General features: G+C 71.5%; 14 protein-coding genes. 11 read left to right on the top strand and 3 right to left on the bottom strand.

What is annotated here, in order from left to right; genetic code table 11:
* Positions 1 to 88 precede the first annotated feature (88 nt).
* From ACZ3H8_RS06575 to ACZ3H8_RS06600, 6 genes are all read left to right on the top strand, one after another.
* Positions 89 to 2,350, top strand: coding sequence for a HEAT repeat domain-containing protein (locus ACZ3H8_RS06575; RefSeq protein WP_467398285.1), 2,262 nt, complete (start codon positions 89 to 91; stop codon positions 2,348 to 2,350).
* A complete protein-coding gene (locus tag ACZ3H8_RS06580) occupies positions 2,347 to 2,649 on the top strand; it encodes a zinc-ribbon domain-containing protein (RefSeq protein WP_307661139.1) in 303 nt (100 codons plus the stop codon). The genes ACZ3H8_RS06575 and ACZ3H8_RS06580 overlap by 4 nt, the downstream gene beginning before the upstream one ends.
* A 95-nt stretch (positions 2,650 to 2,744) precedes the next feature.
* On the top strand, positions 2,745 to 4,124 hold the full coding sequence (locus ACZ3H8_RS06585; protein WP_467398287.1) for an FtsW/RodA/SpoVE family cell cycle protein: 1,380 nt from the start codon (positions 2,745 to 2,747) through the stop codon (positions 4,122 to 4,124).
* On the top strand, positions 4,121 to 5,581 hold the full coding sequence (locus tag ACZ3H8_RS06590) for a penicillin-binding transpeptidase domain-containing protein (protein WP_467398290.1): 1,461 nt from the start codon (positions 4,121 to 4,123) through the stop codon (positions 5,579 to 5,581). The genes ACZ3H8_RS06585 and ACZ3H8_RS06590 overlap by 4 nt, the downstream gene beginning before the upstream one ends.
* 5 nt (positions 5,582 to 5,586) lie before the next feature.
* Complete coding sequence (locus ACZ3H8_RS06595; RefSeq protein WP_467398292.1) at positions 5,587 to 6,639, top strand: amidase family protein; 1,053 nt, start codon at positions 5,587 to 5,589, stop codon at positions 6,637 to 6,639.
* A complete protein-coding gene (locus tag ACZ3H8_RS06600; RefSeq protein WP_467398295.1) occupies positions 6,636 to 7,094 on the top strand; it encodes a DUF3291 domain-containing protein in 459 nt (152 codons plus the stop codon). The genes ACZ3H8_RS06595 and ACZ3H8_RS06600 overlap by 4 nt, the downstream gene beginning before the upstream one ends.
* 102 nt (positions 7,095 to 7,196) lie before the next feature.
* Here the strand turns inward: ACZ3H8_RS06600 and ACZ3H8_RS06605 are convergent, their stop codons facing one another.
* Positions 7,197 to 8,309: a ferritin-like domain-containing protein gene (locus ACZ3H8_RS06605; RefSeq protein WP_467398297.1), complete on the bottom strand. Its 1,113-nt coding sequence runs from the start codon at positions 8,307 to 8,309 to the stop codon at positions 7,197 to 7,199.
* A 166-nt stretch (positions 8,310 to 8,475) separates the two neighbouring features.
* On the opposite strand from ACZ3H8_RS06605, the gene ACZ3H8_RS06610 reads away from it, so the two are divergent.
* Both ACZ3H8_RS06610 and ACZ3H8_RS06615 read left to right on the top strand, forming a co-directional pair.
* Positions 8,476 to 9,411 carry an AurF N-oxygenase family protein gene (locus tag ACZ3H8_RS06610; protein WP_467398299.1) on the top strand — a complete coding sequence of 312 codons (936 nt, stop codon included), beginning with the start codon at positions 8,476 to 8,478 and terminating at the stop codon, positions 9,409 to 9,411.
* Between the two features lie 29 nt (positions 9,412 to 9,440).
* Complete coding sequence (locus tag ACZ3H8_RS06615; protein ID WP_467398302.1) at positions 9,441 to 10,169, top strand: TetR/AcrR family transcriptional regulator; 729 nt, start codon at positions 9,441 to 9,443, stop codon at positions 10,167 to 10,169.
* A 210-nt stretch (positions 10,170 to 10,379) separates the two neighbouring features.
* Here the strand turns inward: ACZ3H8_RS06615 and ACZ3H8_RS06620 are convergent, their stop codons facing one another.
* A complete protein-coding gene (locus tag ACZ3H8_RS06620) occupies positions 10,380 to 11,456 on the bottom strand; it encodes a mandelate racemase/muconate lactonizing enzyme family protein (protein ID WP_467398304.1) in 1,077 nt (358 codons plus the stop codon).
* Between the two features lie 42 nt (positions 11,457 to 11,498).
* Complete coding sequence (locus tag ACZ3H8_RS06625; RefSeq protein ID WP_307661149.1) at positions 11,499 to 12,737, bottom strand: hypothetical protein; 1,239 nt, start codon at positions 12,735 to 12,737, stop codon at positions 11,499 to 11,501.
* A gap of 124 nt (positions 12,738 to 12,861) precedes the next feature.
* Between ACZ3H8_RS06625 and ACZ3H8_RS06630 the strand changes: the two genes are divergently transcribed.
* Genes ACZ3H8_RS06630 through ACZ3H8_RS06640 form a run of 3 tightly spaced genes read left to right on the top strand, consistent with a single transcriptional unit; the run spans position 12,862 to position 15,553 of the window.
* A complete protein-coding gene (locus tag ACZ3H8_RS06630) occupies positions 12,862 to 14,043 on the top strand; it encodes a DegT/DnrJ/EryC1/StrS family aminotransferase (RefSeq protein WP_467398307.1) in 1,182 nt (393 codons plus the stop codon).
* Positions 14,044 to 14,048: 5 nt separating this feature from the next.
* Positions 14,049 to 14,792: an amidohydrolase family protein gene (locus ACZ3H8_RS06635; RefSeq protein ID WP_398984052.1), complete on the top strand. Its 744-nt coding sequence runs from the start codon at positions 14,049 to 14,051 to the stop codon at positions 14,790 to 14,792.
* Positions 14,792 to 15,553, top strand: coding sequence for an amidohydrolase family protein (locus tag ACZ3H8_RS06640; RefSeq protein ID WP_467398312.1), 762 nt, complete (start codon positions 14,792 to 14,794; stop codon positions 15,551 to 15,553). Before ACZ3H8_RS06635 ends, ACZ3H8_RS06640 begins: the two co-directional genes overlap by 1 nt.
* Positions 15,554 to 15,758: the final 205 nt, after the last annotated feature.

Here is a 15,758-nt window from a genome sequence, read left to right on the forward strand (position 1 = left end):
CCGCGGGGCCTTCGGAGCAATAACCGCGCGATGCCGGAGCCGTAGTGCACACTCTCCCCAAGCGCAAGGTTCTTGGGAGGGGGCAAGCGTGTTCGGGGGGATCGACGAGGTCGACTGGGCATCACTGGCGCACGCCTATGGGCCGGCGGACGATGTGCCTCACATGCTGTTCGGACTCGCGTCCGCGGATCCCGCGGAGCGCGAGACGGCGCTCGACGGGATGTACGGAGCGGTGCACCACCAGGGCGATGTGTACGACTCGACGCTCGCCTGCATTCCCTTCCTCATCGAGCTCGTGGCGGATCCCGCGGTTCAGGACCGGGGCGGCATCGTCGAGCTGCTGACCAGCATCGGCAGCATCGATCTGGACGGCGACGACGAACTCGACCCGGAGGACGAGGAGTTCGAGTACGCCGCGAACTACGCGATGGCTTCGTCCGCCGTGACGGCGGGCGCGGACGTCTTCCTCGCGCTGGTCGACGCGGAGGACCGCGGCGTGCGGCTCACGGCTCCGCTCGCGCTCGCCACGCTGCACGACGATCCCGAGCTGGTGCTCGGACTGCTGCGGGAGCGGCTCGGCGTCGAGCCGGATGCGGAGGTGCGGTTCGCCTGCGTCGAGGCCGCGGGCCGGATCGCGCTGCGCCACCGGCAGCTGGCGCCCGAGGTGGTGGAGTGGCTCACGGGGCTGACCCGGGCGCCGTACCACCCGGGGCTGCGGCTGGCCGCGCTCGCGCAGCTCGCCCGCTGCGCGCCGGGCACGCTGCCGGCCGATGTCGTGCCGGGGGTGACGGGCCTGCTGCGCGAACTGCGCGCCGAGCCGGTGACGTCAAGCCCGGCGGCCGAGTCGGCGGGCCCCGCCGCGGAACCGGTGGGCCCCTGCGCCGAGTCGGCGGGCACCGCCGCGGAGTCGATCGGCCCCGGCGCCGATCGCGCAGCACCCGTCGCGGAACCGGTGGGCTCCTGCACGGAGTCGGTCGGCTCCTGCGCCGAGCCCGCGGCACCCGCCACGGAACCCGTGCCCGAGCGGCCGTCGACGCCCACGCTCCTCGGCCGGCTGCGCGAGATGCACGAGGCGGACCGTGCGGGCCGCGGCGCCCCCTGGACGGCGGATCTGCTGCGTACGCTCCACTCCGGACTCGGCGACCGCGTCGACGACCGGATCGCCCTGCTCGCCGACCAGTTGTGCAGCCCCGACTGGAGCCAGCGGATCGATGCCGTACGGATGAGCAGCGGGCTGCTGCGGACCTGGCGCGGTGCGTACGACGAGTTGGTCGGCCTGATCGGGGAGCAGCTCGCCGACCCGGAGAAACGGCTGGCGGACGCGGCCGCCGACGCGCTCGGGGAGCTGTTCGGCCTCGCCGCGCCCGCCGCGGACGCGCTGGCGGACCGGGTGGCCGCGGACCCCGGCGCCTGGGTCCGGGAGTGGGAGAGCGGGCCGCCCACGCTCGGCAGCGCGCTCGCCGCGCTGGCTCGGGCGGGCGACCGGCGCGCGGTGCCGGTGCTCGCGCGGACGCTTCAGCGGCCCGAGGCGCCGCACGATCTGGGCTATGTGCTGGACCATCTGGGCGCGGCCGCGGCGTCGCTCGCGCCCGCACTGCGCCACCGGCTCGGCGAAATCGAGCTGGACGAGCGGCTTTACGACCGGGCCGGGCCGCTGCTGTACGGGCTGACGGCGCTGCGGGCCGCCGATGCGGTGCCCGAGGTGCTGCGGGTGCTGCGGGGCGCGCCCGACTACTGCAGGGAATGGGTGGCCGAGTCGGCGCTGCGGGCGCTCACCGCCTTCGGGCCCGGCGCGCGGGAGGCCGTTCCGGAGCTGCGGGAGCTGCTGCGCTGCGTGGGCGTCGGCTCCGGGTTCTCGGAGTCCCTCGCGGCGCGGACGGCGGGGGCGCTGTGGGCGATCGAGGGTGACGCCGAGCCCGTACTGCCGGTGATGCGTGCGGCGTTGTCCGGCGCGGACTCCGGGGCCCGGCGGTCGGCCGCGAGGGCGCTCGGCGCGCTGGGGCCGGCGGGCGAGGAGGCCGCCGGGGCGCTGGGTGAACTGCTGAGGGCGGCGGAGCCGTGGACCCGGGTGGACGGGGCGATCGCGCTCTGGCGGGTGACGGGAGATCATGGGCGGGCATGGCCGGTGCTGCTGGCGGCCTGGGAGGGGCTGCCGAACACCCGGGTCCCGATCGCCGAGTGCCTGGCGGAGCTGACGGCCGAGGGCGCGGAGCGGATCCTGCGCGACGAGCTCGCGGCCGTACGACGTCACAACGCGATCGACGGCGGATACGGCAGCCATGACATCTTTACGGACGAGAAGCTGCTGGCCCTGTGCCGGCGGGCACTGACGAGGGAGAGAACAGCATGATCATCTTCGGCACCAAGGGCTACCTCTACCAGCTGGCGATACTCACGCTGGTGTGCGGGCGCTGCGGCAATCCCTCCGCGCACACGCTCAGGAAGCGCGTCACGAAGTTCACGCTGTTCTTCGTGCCGCTGTTCCCGTTCTCGACGAAGTACGCGACGCAGTGCACCTTCTGCGGCATGGAGCAGCAGGTGACCAAGGAGCAGGCGGAGCAGTTGCAGCTCCAGGGCGCGGGCGGGCCGGGCGGTCAGGCGTACGGGCAGCCTCAGCAGCAGCCCGGCCAGCAGCCGTACCAGTACTGACACAACCCCGAGCCGGGGCTTACGGCCCGTCGGCTCATTTTTGGCGCACTATGACATAAAGGGAAAAAGGCCTGCGTCTTGCTACGTTGCGTGGCATGACCGCAACGACGGGGGACGCCCCTCCGCCCGAACTACGCCTCACCAAGCGGCGGGGCGTCGAGCTCTCGCTCCTCGTCTGCGCCGTCCTCATGTGCGTCTACGGCTACATCGACGTCGGCCTGACGAAGAACAGCGCGGTTCCGCCGGACGCCATGCGCTACGGAGCGGGCCTCGGCGTACTGGCCCTCCTCGCGCATCTCGCCGTGCGCTTTTGCGCCCCCTACGCCGACCCGCTGCTGCTGCCCATCGCGGTCCTCCTCAACGGCCTCGGCCTGGTGCTCATCTACCGTCTCGACCTGGAGACCCCGCTCGACGAGGCCGCGCCCGCCCAGCTGATCTGGTCCACCCTCGGTGTCGCACTGTTCATCGTGGCCGTCGTTTTCCTGCGCGACCACCGGGTCCTGCAGCGCTACGCGTATCTCTCGGTCGTCGCCGCCCTCGTCCTGATGATCGTGCCGATCCTCTTCCCCGCCGTGAACGGCGCCAGGATCTGGATCCGGATCGGCGGACTCTCCTTCCAGCCGGGCGAGTTCGCCAAGATTCTGCTAGCCGTCTTCTTCGCCGCGTATCTCGCGGCCAACCGCAACGCCCTGGCCTACACCGGCCGCCGGATCTGGCGGCTCCAGCTGCCCACCGGCCGGGTGCTCGGCCCGATCGTCACGATCTGGCTGCTCAGCGTCGTCGTACTGGTCCTCGAACGCGACCTCGGCACCTCGCTGCTCTTCTTCGGACTCTTCGTGATCATGCTGTACGTGGCGACCGGCCGGACCGGCTGGATCGCGGTCGGCCTGCTGCTCGCGGCGGCCGGCGCGTTCGCCGTCGGCGCCCTCGAACCGCACGTCCACAGCCGGGTCGAGGACTGGCTCGACCCGTTCGCCACCATCAGGGCGGGCCAGGGCCCCAGCCAGCTCGCCCAGTCGCTCTTCGCCTTCGCCGCCGGCGGGATGCTCGGCGCGGGTCTCGGCCTCGGGCACTCCATCCTCATCGGCTTCGCCGCCAAGTCGGACTTCATCCTCGCCACCGCGGGCGAGGAGCTCGGCCTGGTGGGCCTGACCGCGATCTTCATGCTGTACGCGCTGATGGTGGCGCGCGGCTACCGCGCCGGGCTCGCCCTGCGCGACCCCTTCGGACGGCTGCTCGCCATCGGGCTCGCCTCGATCATCGCCCTCCAGGTGTTCGTCATCGCGGGTGGCGTGATGGGGCTGATCCCGCTGACCGGCATGGCGATGCCCTTCCTTGCTCAGGGCGGTTCGTCCGTCGTCACCAACTGGATCATCGTGGCGCTGCTCATCAGGGTCAGCGACTCGGCCCGCGCGCCGCATCCCGACGTGGTCGTTACCGGCGTCATCGCGCCGGTCCTGGAGGACGAACGGTGATCCGCTACATCCGGCGCGCCGCCGCTCTGTGTCTGCTGCTCCTGGTCGCGCTGCTGGTCAACGCCGCCCGCGTGCAGATCATCGAATCCTCGTCGCTCGACAAGAACCCGGCCAACCGGCGCCTGGCCATTGCCCGTTACGACGAGCCCCGCGGCGACATCCTGGTCGGCGGCAAGCCCGTCACCGGCTCCAAGGACACCGGCCAGCAACTGCGGTACGAACGCACCTACACCCAGGGCCCGATGTACGCGCCCGTCACCGGCTACGCCTCGCAGACGTACGGCACCACCCTCGTCGAGAACGCCGAGGACGGCGTCCTGACCGGCACGGATGCCATGCTCGCGCCGCTGCCCTTCTGGAACGACATCAGCCGCATCCAGCAGCCCGGCGGAGACGTCGTCACCACCATCAGGCCCTCGATGCAGCGCGCCGCGTTCGACGGGCTCGGCGGTAAGCGGGGCGCGGTCGCCGCGCTCGAACCGTCGACCGGGAAGATCCTGGCACTGGTCAGCAGCCCTTCGTACGACCCCGGGCTGCTCTCCGGTACCGGGCCGCCGGTCAAGACCGAGTGGGCGAGGCTCAATGCTTCGGGCAGCCAGCCGATGCTCAACCGGGCCATCCGGCAGACGTATCCGCCCGGCTCCGCGTTCAAGATCGTGACGGCGGCGGCCGCGCTGGACGCGGGTGTGGTCACGGACATCGACGCGCCGTCCGGCGCGCCCGATCCGTATGTCCTGCCGGGCACCAGAACGACTCTCCCCAACGCGACGGACGGCTGCGGCGACGCCTCGCTCGCGTACGCCATCCAGTGGTCCTGCAACACCGTGATGGCGCATCTGGGGGTGAAGGTGGGCCTGGCCGGAATGCTGGACACGGTCGGCAAGTTCGGCTTCAACGACCGCAGGCTGCGGATTCCCTCGGGCGTCGCCGTGTCCAACTTCGACCGCCATATGACCGTCGATCAGCTGGCGCTCTCCTCGATCGGGCAGTTCGACACCACGGCGACGCCGCTGCAGATGGCGATGGTGTCAGCCGCTGTCGCCAACGGCGGGGATCTCAAACGCCCCTATCTGGTCAACCGGGTGACCAGGTCGGACGGTCGCACGATCGCACGGAACTACCCGCAGTCGTACCAGCAGGCGATGAACCCCGCGACCGCGCAGCAGCTCCAGCGGATGATGGTCCAGGCCGTCGAGGAGGGCACCGGTGAGAACGCGGCGATCGATGGGGCGACGGTGGGCGGCAAGACCGGTACGGCGCAGCACGGCCTGGACAACACCGGTCGGCCCTATGCCTGGTTCATCTCCTGGGCGCAGGCGGCCGACGCGGGCCAGCCGGCGGTCGCGGTCGCCGTGGTCGTCGAGGAGGACGTGTCGGCCGACCGCGGCGAGATCAGCGGCGGTGGCAGCGCGGCGCCGATCGCGCGGGCGGTGATGGAGGCGGCGCTGCGAGACTGAGCCGTATGACGGTGGAGGAGGCCCTGGAGCGGATCGCGCGGCTCGACCCGCAGCTGTGCGCGTTCATCGAGGTGTGGGGCGAGGCGGCGGCGTCGGCATGCGAGGCTTCGCCCGAACTCCCCCTTGCCGGGCTGCCGTTCGCGGTGAAGGGGCCCTTCGGTATCCGTTCGTACGCGGCCCGGCGGCTGATCGCGGCGGGCGCGGTGCCGGTCGGCTCGACGGCGGTGCCGGGCCCCGGCACGTACTGGCAGACCTGGGGCCTCGGCGCGCACGGCCGCACGGTCAACCCCTGGCGCCCGGACCGTACGCCGGGCGGCTCGTCGGCCGGTTCGGCGGTGGCGGTCGCGGCGGGGATGGTGGGCCTGGCCACCGGCAGCGACGGGGCGGGGTCGGTGCGCATCCCGGCGGCCTGGTGCGGGGTGTTCGGCCTGAAGACGACGAACGGCCTGCTGCCCTCGCCCGACCGGACCGGCCTGGCGACGGCGGGGGTGCTGACGCGCACGGCGACGGACGCGCGGGCGTATCTGCGCTGCGTCCTTGACGGGTACGCGGAGGTGCGGCCGCCGTTCCCGGTACGGGCGCGCTGGTCACCCGACCTGGGTTTCGCGCGGACGGATCCCGAGGTGGAGTCGGTCGCGCGGGCTGCGGTGGAGCGGCTGGTCACGGCCGGAGTCGTACGTCTCGACGAGCGGCCGTTCGCGCTGCTCGACCCGAGGGACGCCTGGCAGGCGGTACGGCGCGGGGAGCCTTCGGCGGGGTCGGCGGTGCGCGCGGAGAACAACCGCCGTCTCGGCGCGCTGTTCGCGGAGGCGGAGCTGCTCCTCACTCCGGCCACCCCGAACCGCCCGCACGGCCACGAAGGGCCGGGCGAGCTCTACTCCACCGCCCTGACCTGGGCGTTCAACCTCAGCGGCCACCCGGCGGCAAGCGTTCCGGCCGGCTTCACGAGCGACGGCTGCCCGGCCGGCCTGCAACTGGTCGCGGCGCGCGGCGCGGACATCTCGCTCCTCGAAATGGCGGTGGCGGCGGAGCGGCACACGACTATGGTGCGCCCATGACCATGACCTACGAGCTCGCCCAGGTGAACATAGCCCGGCTCAAATTCCCGCTGGATTCCCCGGAGTTGAAGGATTTCGTCGATGGCCTGGACCCGGTGAACGCCGTCGCGGACGCGGCGGACGGCTTCATCTGGCGGCTCCAGAGCGAGACCGGAAATGCCATGGATGTGCCGGTTTTCGGGGATGAGTGGCTGATCGTGAACATGTCGGTGTGGCGGGACATCAACGCCCTGACCGCGTTCATGTACCAGGGACAGCACCGGGAGCTACTGGGACGGCGCTACGAGTGGTTCGAACGTGTCCAGGAGGTCATGGCCACGCTGTGGTGGGTGGAGCGGGGCCACCGTCCGACGGTCCAGGAGGCTGAGGAACGCCTGGTCCATGTACGCGAACACGGCCCGACGCCACGGGCGTTCACACTGCGGACGAGCTTCCCGGCGCCGACGGCGGAGTGATCAGCCCGGCTGCTGCGCCACGGGTCGGCCGGCCCCCGCCCCCTCGCCCCTCGGCCCCTCGCCCCCTCGGCCCTCGGCCCCCCGACCCCCCGGCCCCTCGGCTCAGCCCGCCGCCTGCGCGCCCTCCGCGATCGCTTGCTCCACTTCCGCGACCCGCGCCTGCTCCTCCGTCGCGAAGCGTTCGCGGTCGAGCTGCTCGGCGATCTCCTCGTCCTGGGACATGAGGAGGTCGAGGTTGGCGTCGCCCATCTCGAAGACGCCCATGTCCAGATAGGCCTTCTGCAGGCGCTCACCCCACAGCCCGATGTCCTTGACGCACGGCACGATCCGGCTGAACAGCAGCTTCCGGAACAGCTGCAGGAACTCGGACTGCTCGGAGAGCTCCGCCGCCTCGGCCTTGGGGATGCCGAAGTTCTCCAGCACCTCGACCCCGCTGAGCCGGTCGCGCATCAAGTAGCAGCCCTCGATGACGAAATCCTCGCGCTCGCGCAGCTCCGCGTCGCTGAGCTCCTTGTAGTAGTCACGCAGCGCCATCCGCCCGAAGGCGACATGGCGGGCCTCGTCCTGCATGACGTAAGCCAGGATCTGCTTCGGCAGCGGCTTGTCCGTCGTGTCCCGGAGCAGGCCGAACGCGGCGAGCGCGAGCCCTTCGATGAGGACCTGCATGCCCAGGTACGGCATGTCCCAGCGGGAGTCACGCAGGGTGTCGCCGAGCAGCCCCTGGAGGTTGTCGTTGATCGGGTAGAGCATCCCGATCTTGTCGTGCAGGAAGCGGCTGTAGATCTCCGCGTGCCGGGCCTCGTCCATCGTCTGGGTGGCGGAGTAGAACTTCGCGTCCAGATCGGGCACCGACTCCACGATCCGCGCCGCGCACACCATCGCGCCCTGCTCGCCGTGCAGGAACTGGCTGAACTGCCAGGAGGTGTAGTGCCTGCGCAGTTCCCCCTTGTCCTTCTCGGTCAGCTTCGGCCAGTGGCGCGAGCCGTAGAGCGTGAGCGCCTCGTCGGGGGTGCCCAGCGGGTCGTACGGATCGACCTCAAGGTCCCAGTCGATGCGCTTTGCGCCGTCCCACTGCTTGTCCTTGCCCTTCTGGTACAGGGCGAGCAGTCGGTCGCGGCCGTCCTCGTACTCCCAGCTGAAGCGGGCCGCGCCGGAGGCCGGGACCTGCCAGTGGAAGCTCTCCGGGGCGTGCGTGTAGCGGTCGTGAGTCGACACTGACGGCTCCTTCGCCTCATATCCCGTACCACTACGGACTGTTGGCAGGCTCACACGTTGGTAGACGTCCAGTCAACAAGTCGTACGCAAGGGATTGACGGTCTTACTGACAGGCAGTCTCATAAGAGTTGACGTTGCTCACCCCACCCGCGAGGTGCCCTCAGCCATGACAACAGTGACCGAAAGCGACGTGCAGCAGCTCCGCGACGCACTCGGCCCGCTCCGGGACCGGGAGCAGGTCGCCCAGCGTCTCCTCGAGTCCTCCGCCAAGCACTCCTTCGACCCCGACAAGGAGCTCGACTGGGACTCCCCGGTCGAGGAGGGCAAGTGGTTCTGGCCGCCGGAGCTGCTCTCCCTCTACGACACCCCGCTGTGGCACAGGATGTCCGAGGAACAGCGGCTGGACCTGGCCAGGCGCGAGTCCGCGTCACTCGCCTCGCTGGGCATCTGGTTCGAGATCATCCTGATGCAGCTGCTGGTCAGGCACATCTACGACAAGCCCGTGACCAGCAGCCATGTCCGTTACGCGCTCACCGAGATCGCGGACGAGTGCCGGCACTCGATGATGTTCGCCCGGCTGATCCAGAAGGGCGGGGCGCCGGCGTATCCCGTACCGCGGCTCTACCACAATCTTGCGCGCGTCCTGAAGACCGTCTCGACCACACCGGGTTCGTTCGCGGCGACGCTGCTCGGCGAGGAGATCCTCGACTGGATGCAGCGCCTCACCTTCCCGGACGAGCGCGTCCAGACCCTGGTGCGCGGCGTGACCCGCATCCATGTGGTGGAGGAGGCGCGTCATGTGCGATACGCCCGCGAGGAGTTGCGCCGGCAGATGGTGACAGCGCCGCGCTGGGAGCAGGAGCTCACGCGCCTGAGCTGCGGGGAGGCGGCGCGCGTCTTCTCGGTCTGCTTCGTGAATCCGCAGGTGTACACGGACGTCGGCCTCGACCGGCGCGAGGCGGTCGCCCAGGTGAAGGCGAGCGGCCACCGCCGCGAGGTGATGCAGTCGGGCGCGAAGCGGCTGACGGACTTCCTCGACGACATCGGCGTCCTGCGGGGTCCGGGCCGCAGGCTCTGGAAGAGCTCCGGCCTCCTCGCGTAATCCAGGAACGGGGCAGTTACGCTGCGAGCATGACCAGTCCCGCTCCAGCGACCCGTGCCTACCGACGGCTCAGCGTCGAGGAGCGCCGCAGGCAGCTCCTCGCCGCCGCGCTCACGCTCTTCGCGCACCGGCCGCCGGACGAGGTGTCCCTCGACGACGTGGCCGAGGCGGCCGGGGTCTCCCGGCCCCTCGTCTACCGCTACTTCCCCGGGGGCAAGCAGCAGTTGTACGAGACGGCTCTCCGCTCCGCCGCCGACCAGCTGGAACTGTGCTTCACCGAGCCGCCCGCGGGACCGCCGACGGAGCGGGTCTCCCGGGTCCTCGACCGCTATCTCGCCTTCGTCGACGAACACGACGCCGGGTTCAGCGCGCTGCTGCGCGGGGGCAGCGTCGCCGAGACCTCCCGTACGACGGCGATCGTCGACGAGGTGCGGCGGGCCGCGGCCGAGCAGATCGTCGTCCACATCGGCGTTGCGCGGCCGGGACCGCGGCTGCGGATGATGGTGCGCACCTGGATCGCGGCGGTCGAGGCGGCGTCGCTGATCTGGCTGGACGAGGGGAAGCAGCCGCCGGCGGAGGAGCTGCGGGACTGGCTGGTCGACCATCTGATCGCGCTGCTCGCGGCGACGGCCGCGAGCGACGAGGAGACGGCGGAGGCGGTCAGGGGCCTGCTGACGCTGGAGCGGGCGGCGGGTCCGGTGGGGGTGCTGGCGCGGCGGGTGGGGCCGGTGGCGGGGGACGCGGCGGGCCTGCGGTAGCGGGCGTCGGGCTGGGGTTACGCCTGCGGCGGGCCTGTTCCCCACCCCGCCCCTTCCCGAACCGGGGGCAAGCCCCCAGACCCCCGCACGCCCTTCGGGCGTTGTCCTCAATCTCCCCCAGACTTCGTCCGGGGGGACCCCCAACGCCCTCGCCGGCGTTTGAGGCGCGGGGTCCGGGGCGGAGCCCCAGAGGGGGGCCAGCGCCGCGGGTTACAGGTCGTGGCCCAGGCCCGGACCCACCGGTACGTCCACCCATCCCGTCTCCCCCGTCGCCGCGAACGCCGTCGGCGCCAGCGGTTCCGTATGCACCAGCAGCGGGCCCACCAGGTCCGCCGGGACCGTGGCGTGCGGCAGGGCGGCGGTCAGATGGGCCGCGGCCAGAGTGGCGACGCCCAACTCCGGCATGGTGCCGATCTTTACGGCGAGGCCCGCGGACTCGGCGAGCGCTGCGATCTGCCGGGCCCTGTACAGCCCGCCCACCTTGAGGATCTTGATGTTGAGGACATCGGCCGCCCCTCGGCGGACGATCTCCAGGGCGTCGTGCAGCGAGTGCACACTCTCGTCGGCCATGACGCGCGCACCGCCGCGGCTGCGCAGCGCCGCCATGCCGGTCAAGTCCCAGCGGGGCAGCGGCTGTTCGATCAGGTCGAGCCCGGCGTCGGTGAGCCGGCCGACGGTCCGGCCCGCGATGCCGGGGTCGTAGCCCTCGTTCGCGTCGAGGCTGAGCTCCACAAAGTCCGGCACGGCACCGCGCACGGAATGGACCAGCCGCACATCCAGTTCCGGGTCCTCGCCGCCCTTCACCTTGATGTGGGTGAAGCCGCGTGCGGCGTACGCGGCCGCCTCCTCAACCATCTCCTCGACCGTCCCGAGACCGACCACCCAGGTGGTGGGGATGCGCGGGCGGACACAGCCGCCGAGCAGCAGATGCACGGGCCAGCCCGCCGCCCGCGCCGCCACATCGTGCAGCGCGATGTCCAGCGCCGCCTTGGCCAGCTGCTGGCCGCGGATGGCGGCGTCCATGGCGGCGTGCGCTCCCGCCAGGTCGCGGGCGTCGCGGCCGATCAGCGCCGGGGCAGCGTGTTCGGTGAGCGCCGCCTCAAGGCCGGCGAGGGTCTCGCCGGTGTACGCGGTCATCGGGGAGGCCTCACCGAAGCCGGAGTCGCCGTCCGCCGTACGTACTTCGACGACCAGGCTGATGAGTTCGGGGCTGGTTCCACTGCTGATGACGAAGGGCCGCCGGTAAGGGGCCCTGACAACGCGGGTGTGGACCGAGACGATCTTCAAGCACGGCTCCTTCGAGTTACGGCCCGGACCGTAAGGGCGGGCTTAGAGGCGTACGCGGTAGACGATCGGTGGGCGGCCCGTCTGGCCCAGCTGCCGGCTGCCCGTCGGTACGGCCACCCCCGCCCGCTCCAGGCGCTTGAGGATGCGGCGGGCCGTGCGCTGCTGGACGGCGAGGTGCTCCGCCACGCGGTGCGCGGTGATGCCCTCGTCCTGCTCCTGAGCGGCCAGTTCACGCAGCCGGTCCAGCGTCTTGGGGTTCAGCCCGACGCGGCGGGCGAGCGTGACCGTGCTCTCCGGCCCGGCCGCCGCCGCGGACAGCGTGGACGCGGAGCGTTCCGCGTCGATCACGATGTCGACGTCGTCGGTCATGGAGACGACTCCGGCCACCGGGCCCACCGAACGGGCCCGGTTGACCGCGCGCCTGGCCAGCGATTCGGCCTCCGCGGCGGTGCGGCCGAGGCCGAAGCCCACATGAGCGGCGCCGTGCCGGGCCGCGAGGTCGTCGAGGAAGGGGAGGCGGGTGAACTGCCCGCTCACCTCCTCCAGGACGCCCCGGGTGGTGACGACCAGACGCTGCCCGTCCGCCAGATCGGCGAGGCTGCCGCCCAGCACTCGCAGATCCGCGGCCAGTTCACTGTCGGCCGCCGGAAGATCGATGATGCCGAGGGCGACCTGGGCGTCGCCGCTGTGCTGTCCCGCGGTGGCGAGCACAAGGGCCTGGAGCGTGGAGCGTATGGAGTGCCGGGACGGCGCGAGACGTACGGCGTGCATCTCGTGGTCGAGGAGATGGAAGGCCGAGCCGAGACAGGTGAGGGCGACCCGCGTCTGCTTCCTGTCCCGCGCGGCGAGATGGAACTCCGCCAGGTCCTGCGAGGTCAGCCCGGGCCGGTAGGGCAGTACATGCACATGGTCGGTGGGCAGCTTGGCCTCGGTGAGCGTCTCCATCACCTCGCTGCGGCGCAGCGTGTCGATGGAGATACGGGATACGTCGTGGCCGAGGCGGAGCAGTTCGACCAGGGCACGCAGCAGGGTCGCGCCGCTGTACGGCACATACATCGCGGGCCGGTCGACGATTCCGGCGGCGGTGGCGAGCGTGTGCGGCACGACGCCGGTGAAGAGCAGCGCGTCCACCTCGGCCTGCGCCCTGCCGACCACGTCGAGGGTCTCGTCCTCGTGCCGGTACGGGAGGGGCACCAGCCGGTCCGCCCCGGCCGAGCCGCCGACCGCGACCACCTTGTGCACGAGGTCCTCGGGACCGATGACGCCGACCGTGAGAGCCATCGGCCGGTCTCCGTTCTTCTGGAGTGGTTCTGGGGTACTTCTGGACGGGGTTGACGCCCGACAACCGCGGCTTTAATTTCGGCCCAGGCCATAACCGCATGCTTGCGGAGAGGATAGTGCCCCGATGCCCGAACGGGAAATGCCGCTGCCCACAGTTCTCGGCCCGCGCGGCCGCACCTTCGGTGAGGAGGAACGGGCCGCGGTGCTGCGCGTCCTGGACTCCGCGGTGCTGTGCAGCGCCTTCGGCAGTGAAGCACGTTCCCTTGAAGCCGAGATGACGCGGTTGTACTCCCGCGGGTCCCGCGGGTCCGGCCCGTCGCGCCCGTCCCGCCCGTCCCGCGGGGAAACGGTCGCCTGCAGTTCGGGTACGGCCGCGGTGCATCTGGCGGTCGCGGCGGCCGGGGTCGGCCCGGGCGACGAGGTGATCACCACGCCGCTCTCGGACTTCGGCACGGTGGCGCCGGTCGTCGCGCAGGGCGGCCGGGTGGTGTTCGCCGACGTACGTCCCGAGGACGGGAACCTCGACCCCGGCGCCGTCGAGGCGGCGCTCACCCCCCGTACCAAGGCCGTCATCGCGGTGCATCTCTTCGGCGCCGCCGCCGACATCGACGCGCTGCGCGCCATCTGCGACCGGCACGGACTTGTGCTCATCGAGGACTGTGCGCAGGCCTGGCTCGGCGAGGACAGCACCGGCCGGCTGCTCGGCACGGTCGGGGACATCGCCTGCTTCAGCCTTCAGCAGTACAAGCACATCACCGCGGGCGACGGCGGCCTCGCGCTCACCGACGACCCCGGGCTCGCTCGCCATATGCGGCTGTTCATGGACAAGGGCTGGGACCGCACGGAGGGCCGGATCCACCGCGAGATGGGCCTCAACTACCGGATGACCGAGCTCACCGCGGCGGTGGCCCGCGCGCAGCTGGCCAAGGTGGCGGACGTCGTACGCGTGCGGCGGGAGCGGGCCGGGCAGCTCGTCGCCGCGCTCGCCGGGCTCGACCGGGTCACCGTGCCCGAGCCGCTGCCGGGCCACGCTTGGTGGCTCTTCCCGCTGCTCGTCGACGACAACTCCCGCTGGGCAAAGGACCTTCAGGCCGAGGGCGTCCCCACCATGCCGGGCTATCTCGAACGTCCGCTATACGCCAATCCCGCCCTGCCGGGGTACCCGCCGGGGCTGTGTCCGCAGGCGGAGCAGCTGATCGGCCGGACCCTGCTTGCCCTCCCCTGGAACGAGGGATACACCGAGGCGGACGTGGAGCACATCGCCCGCGCGATCCGCACCGTCCACGACCGGGCCCACGCACGGTGACCGCGGTGACCGACTACGACTGGCTGCGGACCGCGCCCGAGGAACTCATCGGCTGGGACGTCGACGTGCTGTACGGCCCGTGGCCCAGGCACCACGCCGACATCGGCCTCGCCGAGGTCAGGGCCCGCCTCGCCCGCTCCCCCGTCTCCAGGGCGCTGGCCATGTCGACGCGGGGAGCGCTCTTCGACGACGCCGCGGGCAACATCCGTACGGTCAAGGACCTCGCCGACTGCCCCGAGCTGCTGCCGGTCGGCACCGTGGATCTGCGGGACGCGCTCGCCGCCGACGATCGTCTTGACGCCCTGGACGCGGAGGGCGTGCGCTTCCTGCGGCTGTTCACCGAGCAGCAGGACGTGGAACCGGACTTCCCCGGCTACCGGCATGTGATCGGGCAGGCCGTCGCCCGCGGTCTGGTCCTCCTGCACGACGGGGACCCGCGCCACTACGGGCCGGTGCTCGCCGGACGCGGCGCGGATGTCGTCTTCCTCGACGTGCACTCGTATGTGCTGGCCGACTTCCTGCTCCTCGCCCGGAGCGAACCGGGTTTCCGGGCCACCACCCGGCTGCTCTCCGCCCCCGACGCGATCGAGCGGGTCGTCGACACGGCGGGCGCGCGCCATCTGGTCTTCGGCTCGCGCACCCCCTTCATGGACATCTCCCCGCAGACGCTGCGGCTGCGCTACGCGGGCATCGGGGAGGCCGAGCGCGCGGCGATCGCGGGCGGGAACGTCGAGGAGCTGCTGGGCTGATGCCGATCATCGATGTGCATGGGCATGTGGGCCCGTGGCCGTTCCACATGGACACGGGCGACGCGGCGTTCAACATCCGCCTGATGGACAAGTACGGCATCGATCTGCAACTGGTGTCGGCCGCCGAGGCGGTGGTGTACGACGCCGTGGCGGGCAACGCCGCGCTGCGCGAGGTGCTGGCCGTGCACCCGCGGCTGCTCGGCTACGCCGTGGTGAACCCGAACCGTATCGAGGAGAGCGCCGAGGATCTGCGGCGCTGCCTGGACACCGGCCGGTTCGTCGGCGCGAAGATCCACACCCACTATCCGGGGCGGCTGATCGGCACGCGGGAGATGGCCGAGGCCTTCGACGTTGTCGACGAGGCGGGGGTGCCGCTGCTGCTGCACACCTGGGGCCCGGAGGTCGCGCTGCTGCCCGAGCTGCTGGAGAGCCGGCCGCGGCTGCGGATCATCATGGGCCACGCGGGCGGCGACGCCTGGCGCGAGGCCGCGCACGCGGCGGCGGCGTGCGACCGGCTCTACCTCGAACACTGCCGTACGGTCACGGACGCCGGCCGGATCGACTACGCGCGGGCGGCGGGGGTGCCGGTGGAGCGGCTGCTGTTCGGGACGGACTCGACGCTGATCGATCCGTCGGTGTCGCTGGGGGTGGTCCGGGATGCGGGCTTTTCGTTTGAGGAGCGGGAGGGGGTGTTGTGGCGGAACGCGGTGGGGCTGTTCGGCTTGGAGGGGGTTCTTTCCCCACCCCGCCCCTTCCCGTAACCGTGGCTCCGCCCCGGACCCCGTACGCCCTTCGGGCTTTGTCCTCAATCTCAGACTTCGTCCGGGGGGAGTTCGAGGCGCGGACCCGGACGCGAAATCAAGCCCCGCCGACGTTGAGGGCGCGGTCCCGGACGCGAAATTCAGCCCCGCCGGCGTTTGAGGCGCGGGGTCCGGGGCGGAGCCCCGAAACAAGCCTCGTCGGCGT

This window comes from Streptomyces sp. NPDC002868 (assembly GCF_055563295.1).

Excerpts from the sequence above, each read along its gene's own strand:
- ACZ3H8_RS06580 (WP_307661139.1), top strand. The coding sequence starts at position 2,347 with ATGATCATCTTCGGCACCAAGGGCTACCTCTACCAGCTGGCGATACTC.
- ACZ3H8_RS06585 (WP_467398287.1), top strand. The coding sequence starts at position 2,745 with ATGACCGCAACGACGGGGGACGCCCCTCCGCCCGAACTACGCCTCACC.
- ACZ3H8_RS06595 (WP_467398292.1), top strand. The coding sequence starts at position 5,587 with ATGACGGTGGAGGAGGCCCTGGAGCGGATCGCGCGGCTCGACCCGCAG.
- ACZ3H8_RS06600 (WP_467398295.1), top strand. The coding sequence starts at position 6,636 with ATGACCATGACCTACGAGCTCGCCCAGGTGAACATAGCCCGGCTCAAA.
- ACZ3H8_RS06610 (WP_467398299.1), top strand. The coding sequence starts at position 8,476 with ATGACAACAGTGACCGAAAGCGACGTGCAGCAGCTCCGCGACGCACTC.
- ACZ3H8_RS06615 (WP_467398302.1), top strand. The coding sequence starts at position 9,441 with ATGACCAGTCCCGCTCCAGCGACCCGTGCCTACCGACGGCTCAGCGTC.
- ACZ3H8_RS06625 (WP_307661149.1), bottom strand. The coding sequence starts at position 12,737 with ATGGCTCTCACGGTCGGCGTCATCGGTCCCGAGGACCTCGTGCACAAG.
- ACZ3H8_RS06630 (WP_467398307.1), top strand. The coding sequence starts at position 12,862 with ATGCCCGAACGGGAAATGCCGCTGCCCACAGTTCTCGGCCCGCGCGGC.
- ACZ3H8_RS06640 (WP_467398312.1), top strand. The coding sequence starts at position 14,792 with ATGCCGATCATCGATGTGCATGGGCATGTGGGCCCGTGGCCGTTCCAC.